Annotated in this window: 17 protein-coding genes; 1 reads left to right on the forward strand and 16 read right to left on the reverse strand. The window is 67.0% G+C overall.

Going from position 1 to position 17,393, the window contains the following annotated elements:
• Positions 1 to 45 precede the first annotated feature (45 nt).
• The 13 genes from AB0H61_RS00280 to AB0H61_RS00340 all read right to left on the reverse strand — a co-directional run bounded on the left by AB0H61_RS00280 (position 46) and on the right by AB0H61_RS00340 (position 13,900).
• Entirely contained in the window at positions 46 to 1,542 is a 1,497-nt protein-coding gene (locus tag AB0H61_RS00280; protein ID WP_357297341.1) for a long-chain fatty acid--CoA ligase, read from the reverse strand.
• A gap of 161 nt (positions 1,543 to 1,703) precedes the next feature.
• On the reverse strand, positions 1,704 to 3,125 hold the full coding sequence (gene pntB / locus AB0H61_RS00285) for a Re/Si-specific NAD(P)(+) transhydrogenase subunit beta (RefSeq protein ID WP_357297344.1): 1,422 nt from the start codon (positions 3,123 to 3,125) through the stop codon (positions 1,704 to 1,706).
• Between the two features lie 3 nt (positions 3,126 to 3,128).
• The gene (locus tag AB0H61_RS00290; protein ID WP_357297346.1) at positions 3,129 to 4,646 is read right to left on the reverse strand and encodes a Re/Si-specific NAD(P)(+) transhydrogenase subunit alpha; all 1,518 of its coding nucleotides are present in this window, start codon (positions 4,644 to 4,646) and stop codon (positions 3,129 to 3,131) included.
• The gene (locus AB0H61_RS00295) at positions 4,643 to 5,662 is read right to left on the reverse strand and encodes an NADP-dependent oxidoreductase (RefSeq protein WP_357297348.1); all 1,020 of its coding nucleotides are present in this window, start codon (positions 5,660 to 5,662) and stop codon (positions 4,643 to 4,645) included. The genes AB0H61_RS00290 and AB0H61_RS00295 overlap by 4 nt, the downstream gene beginning before the upstream one ends.
• Before the next feature lie 4 nt (positions 5,663 to 5,666).
• The gene (locus tag AB0H61_RS00300; protein ID WP_357297351.1) at positions 5,667 to 6,776 is read right to left on the reverse strand and encodes an acyl-CoA dehydrogenase family protein; all 1,110 of its coding nucleotides are present in this window, start codon (positions 6,774 to 6,776) and stop codon (positions 5,667 to 5,669) included.
• Positions 6,773 to 7,960, reverse strand: coding sequence for an acyl-CoA dehydrogenase family protein (locus tag AB0H61_RS00305; protein WP_357297354.1), 1,188 nt, complete (start codon positions 7,958 to 7,960; stop codon positions 6,773 to 6,775). The genes AB0H61_RS00300 and AB0H61_RS00305 overlap by 4 nt, the downstream gene beginning before the upstream one ends.
• Positions 7,957 to 8,994 carry a phosphotransferase family protein gene (locus AB0H61_RS00310; RefSeq protein WP_357297356.1) on the reverse strand — a complete coding sequence of 346 codons (1,038 nt, stop codon included), beginning with the start codon at positions 8,992 to 8,994 and terminating at the stop codon, positions 7,957 to 7,959. The genes AB0H61_RS00305 and AB0H61_RS00310 overlap by 4 nt, the downstream gene beginning before the upstream one ends.
• A complete protein-coding gene (locus tag AB0H61_RS00315) occupies positions 8,994 to 9,446 on the reverse strand; it encodes a MaoC family dehydratase (RefSeq protein ID WP_357297358.1) in 453 nt (150 codons plus the stop codon). The genes AB0H61_RS00310 and AB0H61_RS00315 overlap by 1 nt, the downstream gene beginning before the upstream one ends.
• A gap of 37 nt (positions 9,447 to 9,483) precedes the next feature.
• The gene (fabG, locus tag AB0H61_RS00320; protein WP_357297359.1) at positions 9,484 to 10,245 is read right to left on the reverse strand and encodes a 3-oxoacyl-ACP reductase FabG; all 762 of its coding nucleotides are present in this window, start codon (positions 10,243 to 10,245) and stop codon (positions 9,484 to 9,486) included.
• The gene (locus tag AB0H61_RS00325; protein WP_357297361.1) at positions 10,242 to 10,910 is read right to left on the reverse strand and encodes an HAD family phosphatase; all 669 of its coding nucleotides are present in this window, start codon (positions 10,908 to 10,910) and stop codon (positions 10,242 to 10,244) included. Before AB0H61_RS00325 ends, fabG begins: the two co-directional genes overlap by 4 nt.
• The gene (locus AB0H61_RS00330) at positions 10,907 to 11,890 is read right to left on the reverse strand and encodes an NADPH:quinone oxidoreductase family protein (protein WP_357299760.1); all 984 of its coding nucleotides are present in this window, start codon (positions 11,888 to 11,890) and stop codon (positions 10,907 to 10,909) included. The genes AB0H61_RS00325 and AB0H61_RS00330 overlap by 4 nt, the downstream gene beginning before the upstream one ends.
• Before the next feature lie 10 nt (positions 11,891 to 11,900).
• Positions 11,901 to 12,653, reverse strand: a complete 753-nt coding sequence (locus AB0H61_RS00335) for an SDR family oxidoreductase (protein ID WP_357297364.1) — start codon at positions 12,651 to 12,653, stop codon at positions 11,901 to 11,903.
• Between the two features lie 29 nt (positions 12,654 to 12,682).
• A complete protein-coding gene (locus AB0H61_RS00340) occupies positions 12,683 to 13,900 on the reverse strand; it encodes an acetyl-CoA C-acetyltransferase (RefSeq protein WP_357297366.1) in 1,218 nt (405 codons plus the stop codon).
• A 224-nt stretch (positions 13,901 to 14,124) separates the two neighbouring features.
• Here AB0H61_RS00340 and AB0H61_RS00345 point away from each other — a divergent pair, with 224 nt between their 5' ends.
• The gene (locus tag AB0H61_RS00345; RefSeq protein WP_357297369.1) at positions 14,125 to 14,886 is read left to right on the forward strand and encodes a crotonase/enoyl-CoA hydratase family protein; all 762 of its coding nucleotides are present in this window, start codon (positions 14,125 to 14,127) and stop codon (positions 14,884 to 14,886) included.
• 7 nt (positions 14,887 to 14,893) lie between these two features.
• Here the strand turns inward: AB0H61_RS00345 and AB0H61_RS00350 are convergent, their stop codons facing one another.
• The 3 genes from AB0H61_RS00350 to AB0H61_RS00360 all read right to left on the reverse strand — a co-directional run bounded on the left by AB0H61_RS00350 (position 14,894) and on the right by AB0H61_RS00360 (position 17,369).
• Entirely contained in the window at positions 14,894 to 15,571 is a 678-nt protein-coding gene (locus AB0H61_RS00350) for a TetR/AcrR family transcriptional regulator (protein WP_357297372.1), read from the reverse strand.
• Positions 15,572 to 15,777: 206 nt separating this feature from the next.
• Positions 15,778 to 16,596, reverse strand: a complete 819-nt coding sequence (locus AB0H61_RS00355) for an SDR family oxidoreductase (protein WP_357297374.1) — start codon at positions 16,594 to 16,596, stop codon at positions 15,778 to 15,780.
• Positions 16,597 to 16,727: 131 nt separating this feature from the next.
• Positions 16,728 to 17,369, reverse strand: a complete 642-nt coding sequence (locus AB0H61_RS00360; RefSeq protein WP_357297376.1) for a TetR/AcrR family transcriptional regulator — start codon at positions 17,367 to 17,369, stop codon at positions 16,728 to 16,730.
• Positions 17,370 to 17,393 lie beyond the last annotated feature (24 nt).

Below are 17,393 nucleotides of genomic sequence, written 5' to 3' on the forward strand. Positions count from 1 at the left end.
CACAACGGATATGGGTCCGCGCCACGTTGCGCGTAGCGCCGGAATTCACGCGCGGCCGGTCAGACTGTCCCAGTCGATCGCGCGTTTGAGAATCTTCCCGGTGGCCCCCTTCGGCAATTGGTCGACGAAGGCGAACAAATGCGGGACCTTATAGGCGGAAAGCTGTTGTTTGGCCCAGGCGCGCAGTTCCTCCGGATCGAGCGTCACGCCCGCGGCCGGAGTGATCACCGCGGCGACCTCTTCGCCATAGTGTTCATGGGGCACGCCGATCACCGCCGCCTCGACGATGTCCGGATGCTCGTACAGCACTTCCTCGACCTCACGCGGATAGACGTTGTAGCCGCCGCGAATGATCATGTCCTTGGCCCGGTCGACGATGTAGACGTAACCGTCCGCGTCGACCCGGCCGAGATCACCGGTCTTCAGCCAGCCGTCACGCAGGTCCGACGCGGTCGCCTCGGGCCGGTTCCAGTACCCCTTCATCACATTCGGCCCGGACACGTACAGCTCGCCGATCTCGTCGCCGGTCAGTGGCTGCCCCGCGGCATCGCGCACCTCGACCGCCATGCCAGGCAATGGCAATCCGACCGAGCCGATGCGCGGCTCCCGGCCCATCGGGTTGTATGTGGCCACGCCCGAGGACTCGGTGAGTCCGTAGCCTTCCAGGATTTCGCACCCGAACCGGGCCCGGAACGCGCGAATCACCTCGGCAGGCAGCGAGGCCCCGCCCGAGCACGCGGATCGCAGGCTCGCGCAGTCCTCGGGCCCGAAGTCTCCCGCCGCGTGCAGCATGGCGTTCCACATGGTCGGGACGCCCGCGAGCATAGTGAGCTGATCCGCGCGCAGCATCTCGAGCATTCCGCGCGGATCGAACGGCGACAGCAGCGACAGCGACGCGCCCGCGTGCAGCGCGGTATTCATGACCACCGACTGGCCGAAGACGTGGAATAGCGGCAGCGCCGTACCGAGGCGATCCTCCGCGGTGAAGCTCAGATAGTCGACCACGGTGGCAGAGGTGGCCTGTAAATTGCCCACGGTGAGCTGGACGCCCTTGGGTTTTCCCGTGGTGCCCGAGGTATAGAGAAGGATCGCGATATCGTTCGGATCGAGTTCGACCGGCTCGATCATCGGTTCCGAAGTACCCATGGCAGCACCGGGTTCCAAGGTCCTGAACGGCAATCCGCGCTCGGTCGTGGCCTTTTCGGTTGCGTCCGCCGCCTCGTGCCAAGCGACGACCAGACTGGCCGCCGAATCATCCAACACATAACCGATTTCGGATGCGGTCGCCATGGTGTTCATCGTGATGACGATCGCACCGCGCAGATGTGCGCCGTAGTACGCGACCACGAATTCGGGAACACTGGGCGCGACCAGCAGTACCCGGTCTCCACTGGCGACACCGGCGTCGCGCAGTGCGCCGCCGAACGCCGCAACAGCATCGCGCAAGCGGCCGTAGGTCCACCCCTCACCACCGGCGCGTAGCGCGATCGCGTCGGGCCGCGCGAGCGCGTTGTCCCACATCGGACCGGCGACATTGACCATCCGAATCATTCCTCTCGTGCCCAACTGACATGCGTTCCACTTCGCAAGGTACTTGAATTCGGATTCAACTTCAACTTTGCGACGCGAAAGGTCGCCGACATGCGCGAACGGTGTCGTGACACCACGTGTCACGACACCGTTCGGTGCGAGGGCGCTCCGGTTCAGATGGCCAGCAGGATGTCCTCGACCCTCTCCTTGGCATCGCCGAAGAGCATGGCGCTGTTCTCGCGGTAGAACAGCGGGTTCGCCACGCCCGCGTAGCCCGCCGCCATGGATCGTTTGAAAACGATCACGTTCTCGGCCTCCCACACCCGTAGCACCGGCATGCCGGCGATCGGACTGGCCGGATCCTCGGCCGCGGCCGGGTTGACGGTGTCATTGGCTCCGATCACCAGCACCACCGAGGTGCCGTCGAAATCGTCATTGATCTCGTCCATTTCGAGAACGACGTCGTACGGCACTTTCGCCTCGGCGAGCAACACGTTCATATGCCCGGGCAGCCGTCCGGCGACCGGGTGGACGCCGAATCTGACCTCGACGCCGCGCTCGGCGAGCTTGCGCGTGAGCTCGGCGACGCCGTGCTGGGCCTGCGCCACCGCCATTCCGTAGCCCGGAGTGATGATCACCGTCGTGGCGTTCGCGAGCATTTCGGCGACGCCCGCCGCGGTCACCTCACGATGCTCGCCATGGGCCTGCTCGCCGCCGGAGGTGGCCTCGATCCCGAATCCGCCCGCGATGACCGAGAGGAATGAGCGGTTCATGGCCCGGCACATGATGTACGACAGATACGCGCCGGAGGAACCCACCAGGGCACCGACAATGATCAGCAGGTCGTTCTCCAGCAGGAATCCCGACGCCGCGGCGGCCCAACCGGAATAGCTGTTGAGCATGGACACCACCACGGGCATATCGCCGCCGCCGATCGAGGCGACCAGATGCCAGCCGAGCACCAGGGCCAGGACCGTCACCGCGACGAGCAGCCCCGGGTGCGGCCGGACGACGAACGCGGCGGTCAGTGCGGCGAAGAGCAGCAACGCGCCGATGTTCAGAGCGTTCTTGCCGGGCAGCACGAGCGGATCCGGCTTCATCCGGGCCGACAGCTTGAGGTACGCGACGATGGAGCCGACGAATGTCACGCCGCCGATGAACACACCGATGAAGACCTCGGCGTGGTGAATTCCCAAGGTCTGCAACTGTTCCAGCCGCCGGGCCTCGCCACCATCGGGGTCGGCTTCCACATGCAGGTAGCCGTTCCAGCCGACCAGTACCGCGGCCAGGCCGACGAAACTGTGCAGCAGCGCGATCATTTCGGGGATGCCGGTCATCTCCACCGAAGTGGCCCGTCGCACTCCGATGAGCGCACCGGCCAGCACGGCGACAATGGCCAGCACCGCACCGGTGGCGTCCATGCCGTCCTTCGCGGCCAGTACCGCGGTGGCCCCCAACGCGACCGCCATCCCCGCGATGCCGAAACCATTGCCCGCTTTGGCCGTCTCGTGTTTCGACAATCCGGCCAGGGCCAGGATGAACAGCAGTGCCGAGATGAGATATGCGGCGTGTGTCGCCGTGTCGATGGTCAGCACAGGTCAGCTCCTCGCGAACATGGCGAGCATGCGCCGGGTGACCGCGAAGCCGCCGAAGATATTGATACCGGCGAGCGCGATGGCCGCGAACGACAGCGCCGAGACGATGACGTCACCGTGCCCGATCTGCAACAGCGCACCCACGACCACGATCCCGGAAATGGCGTTGGTGACCGACATGAGTGGGGTGTGCAGGGCGTGATGCACATGTCCGATGACATAGAAGCCGATGACGACGGCCAGCACGAAGACCGTGAGATGGCCCTGTAGCGCGGGCGGTGAGCCCGCCGTCAGGAAGAACAGCAGCATGGCACCGACCGCGACCGCGCCGATCCGCCTCGCCGCGGAGGGCTGCGACTTCGCTTGCACCTCCGCGCGTTTCGGCGTGGACACCGGTGCGGCCGATACCTGAACCGGTGGCGGAGGCCAGGTGAGGCTGCCCTCGCGCACAACGGTTATCGAGCGCTGTACCGGATCCTCGAAGTCGAGCACCGGATTCCCATCGCGAGCGGGCGTGAGGAGTTCGAGCAGGTTCGCCACATTGGTGCCGTACAGCTGCGATGCCTGCGCGGGCAGCCGACCGGCGAGATCGGTGTAGCCGATGATGGTCACACCATTGCTCGTGACGATCGACTGTCCCGCCACCGTGCCTTCGACATTGCCGCCGTTGGCGGCGGCCATATCCACGATCACGCTGCCGGGCTTCATGCCCGCGACCATGTCGGCGGTAATGAGCCGCGGCGCGGGTTTGCCGGGAATCAGGGCGGTGGTGATGATGATGTCGACGTCTCGGGCCTGTTCGGCGTACAGCGCGGCGGCACGGGTGTTGTAGTCGTCCGACATTTGCTTGGCGTATCCGGTGGCACTCACCTCCGTATCCGGCGAGGCGATCGAAAGATACTGTCCACCCAGCGATTTCACCTGGTCTGCCACTTCGGGCCGCGGATCGGCGGCCCGGACGATGGCACCGAGTCGGCCCGCGGCGCTGATGGCCGCGAGTCCGGCGACACCGGCTCCGGCGACCAGCACTTTGGCCGGTGGGACTTTTCCGGCCGCCGTGACCTGTCCGGTGAAGAACCGCCCGAAGGCGTGGGCGGCCTCCACTACGGCCCGGTAGCCCGCGATATTGGCCATGGAGCTCAGCACATCCAGCGACTGGGCGCGCGAAATACGCGGGACGGCATCCATCGCCAGCGCGGTGATCGGACGGCGAGCCAGATCCGCCACCAGATCCGGATCCGAGGCGGGCCGCAGCAGGCTGATCACCATCGCACCCGAGGGCAATTGATCGAGTTGCTCGGGAGTGAACGGGTTGATGCCGAGGACGATATCGGCGGCGGTAGCGGTGCCGATACGCGCACCTGCCCCGGTATAGGACTCATCCGAGAAACTGGCGGCGACACCCGCGCCGGACTCCACGACAACCTCGTATCCCAGCTTCAGCAGCCGGGATACGGTGGCGGGCGTGGCGGCGACGCGGGTCTCCCCCACCTGCGATTCGCGGACGATGCCGACGATCATCGGTCACCGATTCGAATGAGCACCTTGCCGAAATTGCGTCCGGCCAGCATGCCCCGAAATGCCTCGGGCGCATTCTCCAGTCCGACGACGACGTCCTCGCGGTACGCGACCGAACCGTCGCGGATCCACTCCGACATGTCGCGCAGGAAATCGTCGTACCGGGTGGGCACGAACTCATCCTGGATGAAGCCGCGCACCGTGAGGCTCGAGGTCAGGATTCGGCGCATGAAGGCGGGCAGGCGATCCGGGCCGGTGGGTGCCTCGGTGGCGTTATAGGCGGACACCAGGCCGCACACCGGAATGCGCGCGAATCGATTCAGCAGCGGCGTGACAGCATCGGCCACCCCGCCGCCGACATTCTCGAAGTACACGTCGATGCCGTCCGGAACCGCTGCGGCCAACTGGTCTTCGAAGTCGGGCGCGCGGTGGTCCACGGCCGCGTCGAACCCGAATTCGTCGAGCAGGGCCCGGCATTTCTCCGGTCCACCGGCGATGCCGACGGCGCGCGCACCCTTGATCCGCGCGATCTGCCCGACGGCCGAGCCCACCGGGCCGGTCGCCGCCGCGACCACGACGGTCTCATGGCGTTGCGGGCGGCCGATTTCGAGCAGACCGCCATAGGCCGTGAATCCGGGCATGCCGAGGACGCCGAGCGCGGTGGAGATCGGCGCGGCCTCGGGGTCCAGCTTCCGGACGTGGCGGGCCTTGGCGACGGTGTGGGTCTGCCAGCCCGAGTACGACAGCACGACATCGCCCGGGGCGAGCGAATCCGCGCGGGATTCGATCACTTCGCAGACGGTGGCGCCGACCATGACGGTGCCCAATTCCACTGGTGCTGCATAGGATTTGGCCGTGCTCATCCGGCCCCGCATATACGGGTCCAGCGACAGGTAGAGCACGCGCAGCAGCACGTCTCCGTCTTCCAGTTCCGGCAGGCCGATCTTCACGACAGCGAAGTCGGTGTCCATGGGCTCGCCATGGGGCCGCGCGATCAGCTGAATCTGTGTCGTTTCCATCGGTTCAGTTCCCGCCCAGGCGAAGATCGACGAGTTCGGCCAGCACCGATCGGTGATAGCCGGGGCTACCGAGACCGATCTGGTCGGCCTTGGCCCGCTTGAGGTAGAGGTGCACCGGATACTCCCAGGTCATGCCGATGCCGGCGTGCAGTTGGACGGCCTCCTCGGCGGCCTTGACCGCGACATCCGCGCAGTAGGCCGCAGCGAGCGAGGTGCCAACGGCAGCATCGGGATCGGATGCCGCGATGACGCCCGCCGCGTACCGAGCGGTGGCCGCCGCGGTCTCGACCTCGACGTAGAGGTCCGCGAGACGGTGCTTGAGCGCCTGGAATCCGCCGACGATCCGGCCGAATTGGCGGCGCAGCTTCAGATAGTCGACCGTGGTTTCCAGGCAGAACGCGGCAACGCCCGCCTGTTCCGATGCCAGCAGCGCAGCGCCGACTTCCAGGCCCGCCCGCAAGGCCACGACACCGGAACCGGCGGGGACGACGACCTGACCCGGCGCGGATTCGACAACGACATCCGCGAGCTGGCGGGTCATGTCGAGCGAGATCACCGGCGTGACAGTGGCCGCGGCCACCGGAATCGCGTGAATCTCTGTGCCGGAATCGGTTTCGACCGCGGCCAGCAGCACATCGGCGTCCAGGACGCCCGCGGCGCTCGTCACGCGGCCCGACAGCCGCCCGTCGGCGTCCTTCCAGAAGGACGGGACTTCGGTCGCCGAGGCGGCGGTGAAGGGCGCGAGCAGTGCCGCGGTCACCTCCCCTTCGGCCAGCTTGCCGACCAGCTCGGATTCACCGGCGAGCAGCACCGTCGCGGCGATCACGCTACTGCTGAGGAAGGGAACGGGTGCGACGAACCGCCCGAGTTCTTCGAGCACGACCGCGGCGTCGCGGGCGGAACCACCGGCTCCACCGCGATCCTCGGGAATGAGCAATCCGGCCAGCCCGAGATCGCGGGCCAGTGCCTTCCACAGCCCCGGCGTGAGCGCGCGGTCACCTTCGTAGGCCCGTGCCACCGTGGTCGGATCGCATTGGGCCGCAAGCAGATCGCGGACCGTCTGACGCAGTGCGGTCTCGGTGTCGGTGTCGAGCAGGAGGATGTCGTCACTCATCGGGTCAGGTCCTTCCAGGCGATGTCCTTGTCCGCGCGCGCTTCGACCGGCAGGCCGAGGACCCGCTCGGCGACGATATTGCGCAGGATTTCCGAGGTTCCGCCCTCGATCGAATTACCCTTCGCGCGCAGGTACCGGTAGCCGGGGCTACGCCCGGCGAAATCGACGCGCTCCGTGCGCACCATGGTCCAGTCGTCGTAGCGCAGGCCGCCCTCACCGAGGATTTCCAGTTCGAGCCCGGATAGCTGTTGATTGGACCGCGCGAAGGCGAGTTTGAGCGCGGAGCTCTCGGGTCCCGGCTGCCCACCGGACACCTGCTGCCGCATCTTGGTGGCCGCCAGGCGACCCGCCTCGGCCTCGACCCACAGCCGCAGCAGCCGGTCGTGCAGTTCCGGGGTGTGCTTATCCGGATTGCTCCGCCAGCTGCGGGCCACGGCTCCCAGGACACCGCTCTCGCGCGGGACGGCTCGTCCGCCGATCGATGCGCGCTCGTTGTTGAGGGTGGTCGTGGCGACGCGCCAGCCCTCCCCCTCCTTGCCCAGGCGGTGCGCGTCGGGGATGCGCACATCGGTGAGGAAGACCTCGTTGAACTCCGCCTCACCGGTGATCTGACGCAGCGGCCGGACGTCCACGCCCGGATCCGTCATATCGCAGATGAAGTAGCTGAGGCCCGAATGCTTGGGACGGCTCGGATCGGTGCGGGCGACCAGGATGGCCAGCTGCGCCTTGTGCGCGACCGAGGTCCACACCTTCTGCCCGTTGACAATCCAGTCCTCGCCATCGCGGACCGCCCGGGTGCCGACCGCCGCCAGATCCGATCCGGCCCCCGGCTCGCTGAACAGCTGACACCAGATCTCCTCGCCGGCCCACAACGGGCGCAGGAAACGCCGCTGCTGTTCCGGCGTGCCATAGGCCACGATGGTCGGAGCGGCCATGCCGAGGCCGATGCCATTGAGTTCGGCGTTATTACCCGGGGCCCCGGCCTTCTCGAACAACCCGTCGACGAACGGCTGGAGTTCCCGCTCGACCCCGAGGCCACCCAGGCCGGCCGGGAAGTACACCCAGGCCAGTCCGGCGTCGAACCGGGCGCGATGGAAGGTCACCGCATCGGTGGTGCCCGGATCATGTTCGGCGAGCAGGGTTTCCACCCGCTGCCGGAGGTCGTCGCGAACCGTGTCGGTCATCGGTTCCTCTCCTTCACAGAGGCGATTCCGGCGCGCAGGAGCGGATCGACCGCCTCGCCCACACTCTCGAAGCCGGAGCCCACGGTCTTGCCGTGGAGATAGCGGTAATGGATGCCCTCGAGGATGGCGGCGAGCTTGAATGCCGCCAGCCCGAGGTAGAAACCGAGATGCGCCAGGTCGCGGCCGCTGCGGGCGGCGTACCGGTCGAGCATCTCGGATTCGCTGAGATACCCGGGGGCGCCGGACACATCGCTGACAATGGGCAGACCCAGTTCGCCGAGGCGCTGGTACAGCAGCAGCAAGGCCACATCGGTGAGGGGATCACCCAGAGTGGCCATCTCCCAGTCGATGACGGCCGCCACCCGATCCTGCGCATCGACGAGGATATTGTCGAGCCGGTAGTCACCGTGCACGATGCCATCCGGCGATTGCTCGGGCTGATGCTCGGCGAGCAGCGCGAAGAGCTCGTCGGCACCCGGCAGGTCGCGGGAGCGGGAGGCGTCCAGCTGTTTCTTCCAGCGGTGCACCTGCCGCTCCAGGAATCCGCTCGCGCGCCCGAAGTCCCCGAGTCCCACCGCCACCGGGTCGACGGAATGCAGGGCGGCCAGTGCGTCGACCATTCCGGCCGAAATGACCTGTGTCCGTTCCGGACCCACCGCCGCGAGTTCGGTCGCCGCCCGATAGGGCGTGCCCGCGACGCTCTCCATCAGATAGAACGGTGCGCCGAGGATATCGCGATCCGCGCAGAGCGCGTAGGTCCGCGGAACCGGGACCTCGGTACCCGCCAGCGCGCTCATCACCCGGAATTCCCGGCCCATATCGTGTGCCGTCGCCAGCACGTGGCCCAGCGGTGGACGGCGCAGGATCCATTCCGAGCTGCCGTCGCCGACCGCGTAGGTGAGATTGGACCTCCCACCGGCGATCAACCGGCCGGTCAGCGGCCCGGTGAAGAGGTCGGGCAGGGTGGCGGCCAGCCAGCCCGCGAGCCGATCCAGATCCAGCCCCGGCAGCTCCGCGACGTCCCGGCCGCCCATCAGGGCACCAGCAGGGCGACGGACTCGGCGACGCAGGCCGGCTTGGCAGCGCCCTCGATCTCCACCGTGACGCGGCTGACCACCTGGTACCCCATGCTCGCGGGTACGAGCGACACCAGCTCCACACCGGCCCGGACCCGGGAGCCGACCGGCACCGGAGCCGGGAAGCGAACCTTATTGGCCCCGTAGTTGACTCCCATCGATAGGCCCTCCACCGTGTAGACGCTCACGGTGAGCATCGGCAGCAGCGACAGGGTCAGGAAGCCGTGCGCGACGGTGGTGCCGAACGGCCCCGCCGCGGCCTTCTCCGGGTCCACGTGAATCCACTGGTGATCACCGGTCGCGTCGGCGAAACGGTCGATCTGCTCCTGGGTCACCGTGTGCCAGTCGCTGTATCCGAGATGGGTGCCGACGGCCTTCTCCAATTCGGGCAAGCCATGGAAAACCTTCATCGCCTGTGCTCCTTCCGTTCCAATTACGTTGGCCTGGTTAGTTCTTCGGCCCACCGGCCACGTAGACGACCTGTCCCGAAACGAATCCCGCGCCCTCGCTCACCAGGAACGACACGGTGTGCGCGATATCGTCGGGCGATCCGGCCCTGGCCACCGGGATCTGCGAGATGACGACCTTCTTGAAATCCTCGAAATCGACGCCCATCCGTTCGGCCGTGGCCTGCGTCATATCGGTCTCGATGAATCCGGGGGCAACGGCATTCGCGGTGACACCGAACTTGCCGAGTTCGAGCGCGAGAGTCTTGGTGAAGCCCTGAAGTCCAGCCTTCGCGGCCGCGTAGTTGGCCTGGCCGCGGTTGCCCAGCGCCGAAGTGCTGGAAAGGCTGACGATGCGGCCGAAACGCTGATCGATCATGTGGCGCTGCACCGCCCTGGTGCACAGGAACGCACCGCGCAGGTGCACCCCCATCACGGCGTCCCAGTCGTCGACGGTCATCTTGAACAGGAGGTTGTCGCGGAGGATACCCGCATTGTTGACGAGCACCGTGGGAGCGCCGAGTTCGGCAACGACACGGTCCACGGCCAGCGTGACCGCGCTCTCGTCCGACACATCCGCGCCGATCGCGAGCGCGCGGCCACCGGCCGCCTCGATCTCCGCCACGACCGGCTTGCACGCGGCCTCATCCAAATCCAGTACGGCAACGGCCATTCCGTCCGCCGCGAGCCGCCGCGCGACCGCGGCACCGATACCCCGTGCCGCGCCGGTGACGACCGCGACTCGCTGTGTTTCGTTGCTCATGGGGTTCTCCTCTGTGGTGTGTTCTGGGGCGATGGCCGCTCGAGCAGAGCGGCCATCGCGATACGAGTGCCGTGGGGGTCGGTGTGCAGTAGCGCGCGCAGTCCCGCGCGGCGGGCACCCGCGACGTTGTCCATCGAGTCATCGACGAAAAGCACCTGGTCGGGACGCATTCCGAGCCGATCGACCGCCAACTCGAAAATGGCCGGATCGGGTTTGCGCAAACCGACCTCGGCGGAGATCACGATCGGGTCCAGCAGCGCGTCGATCAGGTCACGCGGATAGGTTCCGGCCCAGCTGTTCGACAACATCCCGACCCGGATTCCGGCTTCCCGGAGATCCCCGACGAGTTCGAACATCGCCGTGTCGGGACGTAGCTCGGCCAGCATGGCGGCGGTGAGGCCGTCGGCGGACGGCCGGCTGCCGTCGCGGCGTCGCAGGCGCGCGGCGAGCAACCGATCGAATTCACCGAGCTCGAGCTCTCCGGTCTCGAGCCGGTGGACGGGCGTCGACTCCCCGGTGGAGGCCGACACCCAGGAGCCGAGCACCTCCCACAGCACGGCCGCGTCGAGATGCTCTCGCGTCAGCCATGATTCGATCGACGGCCGGACCGGGCCGGTCAGCACGCCGCCGTAATCGAACAGCACGGCTTCGGCGGTATCGCTCACGGTGTGTAGACCACCCGCCCGACGGTCTTGCCGTCGGCGAGGCGCTGCACGCCATCGGCGATATCCGCCAGGGCCAGCCGCTCGCTGACCAGTGGGCGGATCGCGCCGTCGGCCGCGAGGCGAGTCAGCGCCCGGTGGCATTCGGCGACCGCGGCCGGGTCGTAGGCGTTGTAGAGACCCCAGTGCAGCCCCACGATCGAGTAGTTCTTGACCAGCGCGTGATTCAGTGCGGCGGTTTGGATTTCGCCGCCCGCGAAGCCGACGACCAGGATCCGGCCTTCGAACGCGATGCACTTGGTCGAGCGCGCGTAGACCTCGCCGCCGACGGGATCGTAGATGACATCCGCGCCACGATTATCCGTGACCTTCTTGACGACCTCGACGAAATCCTCTGTCCTACGGTCGATTACGACATCGGCGCCGAGTTTGCGGGCGTACTCCGCCTTCTCGGGCCCGCCGACCACGCCGATCACCCTGGCTCCGGCGGCCTTGCCGAGTTGGATGGCCGCGCTACCCACGCCGCCGGCGGCGGCGTGCACCAGCAGGGTCTCCCCCGCTTTCAGGGCGGCGCGGCGATGCAATCCGAACCATCCGGTCTGGTAACCGATGAACAGCGACGCCGCTTCGGCATCGTCCAATGCCGGTGGCGCGGGGAAGGTCTGGGCGGCTTCCATCAGCGCGTATTCGGCGAATCCGCCGTGCGGCAGCGAGGTGCCGCCGATCACGCGATCGCCGATGGCGATCCCGGTGACATCGGCACCCACGGCCACGACCTCACCGCACAGCTCGACGCCCGGCGTGAACGGCAGCGGCGGCTTCACCTGGTACAGGCCACGGCACATGAGGACGTCGGGGAAGTTCGCCGCCGCGCCGGTGACACGGACGACGAGCTGGCGCGGGCCGGGTTCGGGGCGTTCCACGGTGTCCAGTCGCAGCACCTGCCCGGGCTCGCCGAGTTCGTGGACGCGCCACGCCTTCATCTCCGCCAACTCAGACACCGCCGGTGAGGGTGATGCCGCCGTCCACGACGAGCAGCTGACCGGTGAGCCAGGCAGCGTCCTCGGAGAGCAGGAAGGCGACGACGCTACCGATGTCCTCCGGCACGCCCAGCCGCTTGAGCGGATAGGTCGCCGCGAGCTTCTCCTCGCGCCCCTCGTAGAGGGCACTGGCGAATTGGGTCTTCACCACGGCCGGTGCTACGGCGTTCACGCGCAGGTTCGGGCCGAGTTCGACGGCGAGTTCCTGGGTGATGTGGGTCAGCATCGCCTTGCTGGAGCCGTAGAAGCCGATACCGGGCGCGGGCTTGGTCCCGGCGACCGAGGAGACGTTCACAATCGCGCCGCCGTGGTCCTTCATCCACGCCTGGTAGGCCTGCTGCACCCAGGACAGCGCGGCAAGACAGTTGACCTCCACGATCTTGCGGGCGGCGTCGAGCGACAGCTCCACCATCGGACCGAAGACCGGGTTGATGCCGGTGTTGTTGACCAGCAGGTCGGCGCTGCCGAAGGTGTCGATCGCCCGCTTGACCGTCTCGGCCTGGTGCGCGACATCATCGGAGCGACCTGCCACGGCCAACGCCCGCGACGGACCGCCCAGAGCCGCGACCGCCTCGTCGAGCGCCTCCTGTTTGCGGGCGGTGATCACGACCTTCGCACCCTCGTCCACCAGGCGCTGCGCGATCCCGAGCCCGATGCCGCGGCTGGCGCCGGTGACGATGGCGGTCTTACCTTCGAATCTGTTCATGGAGAAGTCCTTTCGGATTGCGCCTGCGGTCACGACAGCCGTTCGAGCACCATGGCCATGCCCTGGCCACCGCCCACGCACATCGTTTCCAGGCCGATCTGCTTGTCATGGAATTGCAGTGAATTGATGAGGGTGCTGGTGATCCGCGCGCCGGTCATGCCGAAGGGATGGCCGACGGCGATCGCGCCGCCATTGACATTGAGCTTGTCCAGTTCGACACCCAGCTCCCAGGCGGACGGAACGACCTGCGCCGCAAAGGCTTCGTTGATCTCGACCAGGTCGATATCGCCGATCGTCATGCCCGCCCTGGCCAGCGCCTGCCGGGACGCCTCGACCGGGCCCAGACCCATGATCTCCGGCGACAGCGCGCTGACTCCGGTGGAGACGATGCGCGCCAGCGGAGTCAAGCCCAGCTCCGCGGCCTTGGTATCGGACATGATGACCACGGCCGCGGCCCCGTCGTTGAGCGGGCAGCAGTTGCCCGCGGTAACAGTTCCGTCGGGCCGGAAAACCGGCTTCAACCCGGCCACCGCATCGAGCGTGACGCCGGCGCGCGGGCCGTCATCGGCGGATACGACGGTGCCGTCCGGCAGCGTGATCGGCGTGATGTCGCGCTGCCAGAAGCCATTGGCGAGGGCGATCTCGGCGAGGTTCTGGCTGCGCACGCCGAAAGCGTCCTGCTCCTGGCGGCTCACCCCTTTGAGCTGGGCCACGTTCTCGGCGGTCTGCCCCATCGCGATGTAGACGTCGGGCAGCTGCCCGCCCTGCCGGGGATCGGCCCACACCTGGCCTCCCGCGGCGAATTTCGCGGTCCGCTCGACGCTGTCGTCGAACAGTGAGTTCTGGGTACCGGGCAGGCCGTCGGCACTACCCTTGCCGTAGCGGCTCACGGTCTCGACCCCGGCCGAGATGAATACATCGCCCTCACCCGCCCGAATCGCGTGCAACGCCATTCGAGTCGTCTGCAGACTCGAGGAGCAGTAGCGATTGACCGTGGTACCGGGCACCTGATCGAGCCCGGCCAGCACCGCCACGATCCGGCCCAGATTGAAGCCCGATTCCCCGGCGGGCTGACCGACGCCGAGCATCAGGTCGTCGATCGCGTTCGGATCGAGTGCGGGAACCTTGTCCAGCGCGGCGCGCACGATCTGCGCGGCCAGGTCGTCGGGCCGCATGTCCTTGAGCGAGCCCTTGGCGGCGCGCCCGATCGGCGACCGGGCGACGGAAACAATGACAGCTTCGGGCATGGCCCAACCTCCGTACAGAACTTACTAAGCGCTTATTTTCTTCCGCCACCTTGCTGGATGCGCCCGCCGCGGTCAATACCGGTAGCCCAGGAACATGTATGTGATCTGACCCACATAAATTGCAAGAGTCGAGGTCACACCGCAAAAGTAAACGCGATTTTGAAGTCGGATTCAGATTTCGCTAACGTCACGACGACTACCAGCCATGCGGAGAGGAGGCTGCGATGGGCGTTGTGCTGACCGAGTTCGCCGAGGGAATTGCCACCATCACCATCAACCGGCCCGAGGCACGAAACGCGGTGAATCGAGCGGTCGCCCAGGCATTGGCGGACGCCATCGACGAACTGGAGGACCGATCCGACCTCGCGGTCGGCATCCTCACCGGCGCGGCGGGCACCTTCAGCGCGGGCATGGATCTCAAGGCGTTCGCCGAGGGCGAGCTGCCGGTCGTGGCCGGGCGCGGATTCGGCGGCCTCACCGAGCGGCCACCGACCAAACCGCTCATCGCCGCCGTGGAGGGCTGGGCGCTCGCGGGCGGCTTCGAACTCGCCCTGGCCTGCGACCTGATCGTGGCGGCCGAGAATGCCAAATTCGGTCTGCCCGAGGTGAAACGAAGTCTGGTCGCGGCCGGCGGTGGCGCATTACGACTACCGAAGGTGCTCCCCTATCAGCTGGCCATGGAGATCGCCCTGACCGGTGATCCCCTCGCGGCGGCCCGCGCACACCGGTTCGGGCTGGTCAATGTGCTCACCGCACCGGGCGACGCGCTCCAGGCGGCGAAGTCGCTCGCCGCGCGCATCGCCGAGAACGGCCCCTTGGCCGTTCGTGCCACGAAACAGGTACTGTCGCAAGCGATTCAGTACACCGACGCCGGGGCGTTCGAATCGCAGTTCGATATCGTCGCGACCGTCAACACCTCGGCGGACGCACTCGAAGGGGCACGCGCCTTCGCCGAGAAGCGCCCGCCCGTGTGGCGCGGGGTCTGAATTCTGTTCAGCCGGCGGAGCCGATCCGCACGGCATTCACCCACAGCCGGGTGGCGTGCCGCACCAGATCGTCGAGGGAGTTCTCCTCGCCGAGCACGAAGGTGTAGTACGCCATGCGGCCCACCATGCCCGACAGTGCCCGCGCGGCCTGGTGCGGATTCAGCTCGGGATCGGCGAGTCCGCGCTCTTGTAGCTGCGCGAGCGACCGGGCGTTGCGATCACAGAAGGCACGACTGCGACGGCGGCGCAACTCACGGAACTTGGGATCGATCGCGGCGACCTGATCGAGGATGTTCATCAGCTTCGCGTTGCGTTTATACGCCTCGAAGTACGCCCGATTGCTGGCCTCGATCACCGCCGCGGGCGATGCCTCGTCATCACCCAGCCGCGGCATACCGGGATGCAGCAATTCACTCTGCGCGAGGTCCAGCACCGCGTGCAGGACCTCCTCCTTGCTGGCGAAATAGGTGTAGAACGACCCCGTCGAACACTTCGCCTCGGCGGCGACATCGGATAGTCGCGCCTCGAGATAGCCATCGCGTTCGAACACCGCCCGCGCCGCCGCGACCAGCGCGGCGCGCGTACGCACGCCCCGGGCCGTACTGGGCGGCTCGCGCAGGATCGACGTGTCGGCCAGCGACGGGATCCCCTCCACCGCGACGCCATCTCCGGTCGTCATGGTCATGTCTACCTCCCACTCGAATTCTCGCGTCCACCTGGAACAACGCCAGGCGAACTTGAATTCACAGTCAAGTTTGCCACATGACCCCATCCACCGAGCCGTGTGATTACTCCGGCGCCGGTCGGCGCGCTGCGGCGACCCGCTCCCCCGATCGAGGACGTCTCGGCGGCCCCACGTCCGGACATCGGCCCGTCCCGACTGCGCAGTCGCTAATCAGCGGCTTGCAGCAGTCCCGTCTGGTATCGGCGCATCCCGCTCAACCACTTCTCGTAGTCGGCGCCTTTGCGGCGGTACATCTCGAGCACCTCCGGATGGGGCAGGATCAGGAATCGCTCGTCGTCGATGGCGTCCATGACGATGTCCGCGGCCTCGTCCGGGGTCAGGACCGCACCGGCGGAGGTGACCGCCCTGGTCGCCGCCTCGCCGAGCGCGTCTCCCGAATTCTCACCGGCACGCAGCAGTTTCGTCTCGACGCCCATCGGGCACAGGCAGCTGACCCGAATTCCATTGTCGCCGTAAGTGACCGACAGCCATTCGGCGAATCCGACGGCGGCATGCTTGGTGACCGAATAGGCGGACGAACCGATCTGGGTCAGCAGGCCCGCCGCCGAGGCGGTGCTGATGAAGTACCCCTCGCCGCGTTCCAGCCAGCCGGGAACCAGCAGCCGCGCGGCCCGGACGTGGGCGCTGACATTGATGTCGATCGTGGCGGCCCAGGCGGCATCGTCGCCGAGGCCGACCGGACCTCCGATACCCGCATTCGCGAAATACATATCCACCGGGCCGAATTCGGCCTCCGCGCGCTCGATCAGCTCACGGATCCGCCCTTCGTCGGATACGTCGACTCCGACGGCGATCGCGGCGCCGCGGGAGTTCTCCGGAATTGATCCGACGACGGCCTCGGCCGCATTACCGTCCAGATCGGCGACCACGACGCGCGCACCCGCCTCGACCAGGCGCAGCGCGATCGCGCCACCGATTCCACCGCCGCCTCCGGTGACCACTGCGGTTTTTCCCGCGACCTTCACAATTGTCTCCTTCCGAGCATCCCCGGCGCGCGATCCCCCGATCGACTCCGCCGAGCCGAGCCTGTCATAAACTTGAATCCTACGTCAATTTCAAGTTTCGACAAGGACGGCTGATCCGGACGGAGTCCGGATCACTCGGACTTCAATTGCAGGGCGTTGACCCAGAGCTGGGTCAGGGTACCCACCAGCTTCTCGAACGCGATGCGCTGATTCTGCGCGAAGACGAGATAGGCCATGCGGCTGACCATCACCGATAGCGCCTGCGCGGTGATAAGGGGATCGAGATCCGCGCTGGCCCGGCCCGATTCCTGCAACTCCCGGATCATCTTCGCATTGCGCTGCACGAAGGCCTTGTTGCGTTCGACCCGCAGCTTCCGGAAGTCCTCGTTGATCAGCGAAACCTCCTCGAACACCGCCATCAGGCGCGCATTGCGCTTGTACGAGAGCAAATACTCACGATTGGCGGCCTCGATGAGGTCGCGGGGATCGGTGACGCCGGTGCGCTCCCGCACGTGCGGATGCAGCATCTCCTCCTGCACCTGCTCGACAACCGCGGTGAAGATCTCTTCCTTGCTGTCGAAGTAGGTGTAGAACGAGCCGGAGGCGGTGCCCGCGGCCTTGGAGATATCGGCGATCTTGGCGTCGAGGTACCCGTCGCGCTCGAAGACCTCCCGCGCCGCGGTGATCAATGCGGTGCGTGTGCGCTCGCCGCGCTTCGTACGCGGGGGAACTCGACGAGGCTCGGCCTCGCTGGCAACGGGATCGGACGCCAACGCTGATCACTCACTAGGTCGCAG

The sequence above is a fragment of the Nocardia sp. NPDC050710 genome, from assembly GCF_040654375.1.
Taxonomy (GTDB): domain Bacteria; phylum Actinomycetota; class Actinomycetes; order Mycobacteriales; family Mycobacteriaceae; genus Nocardia.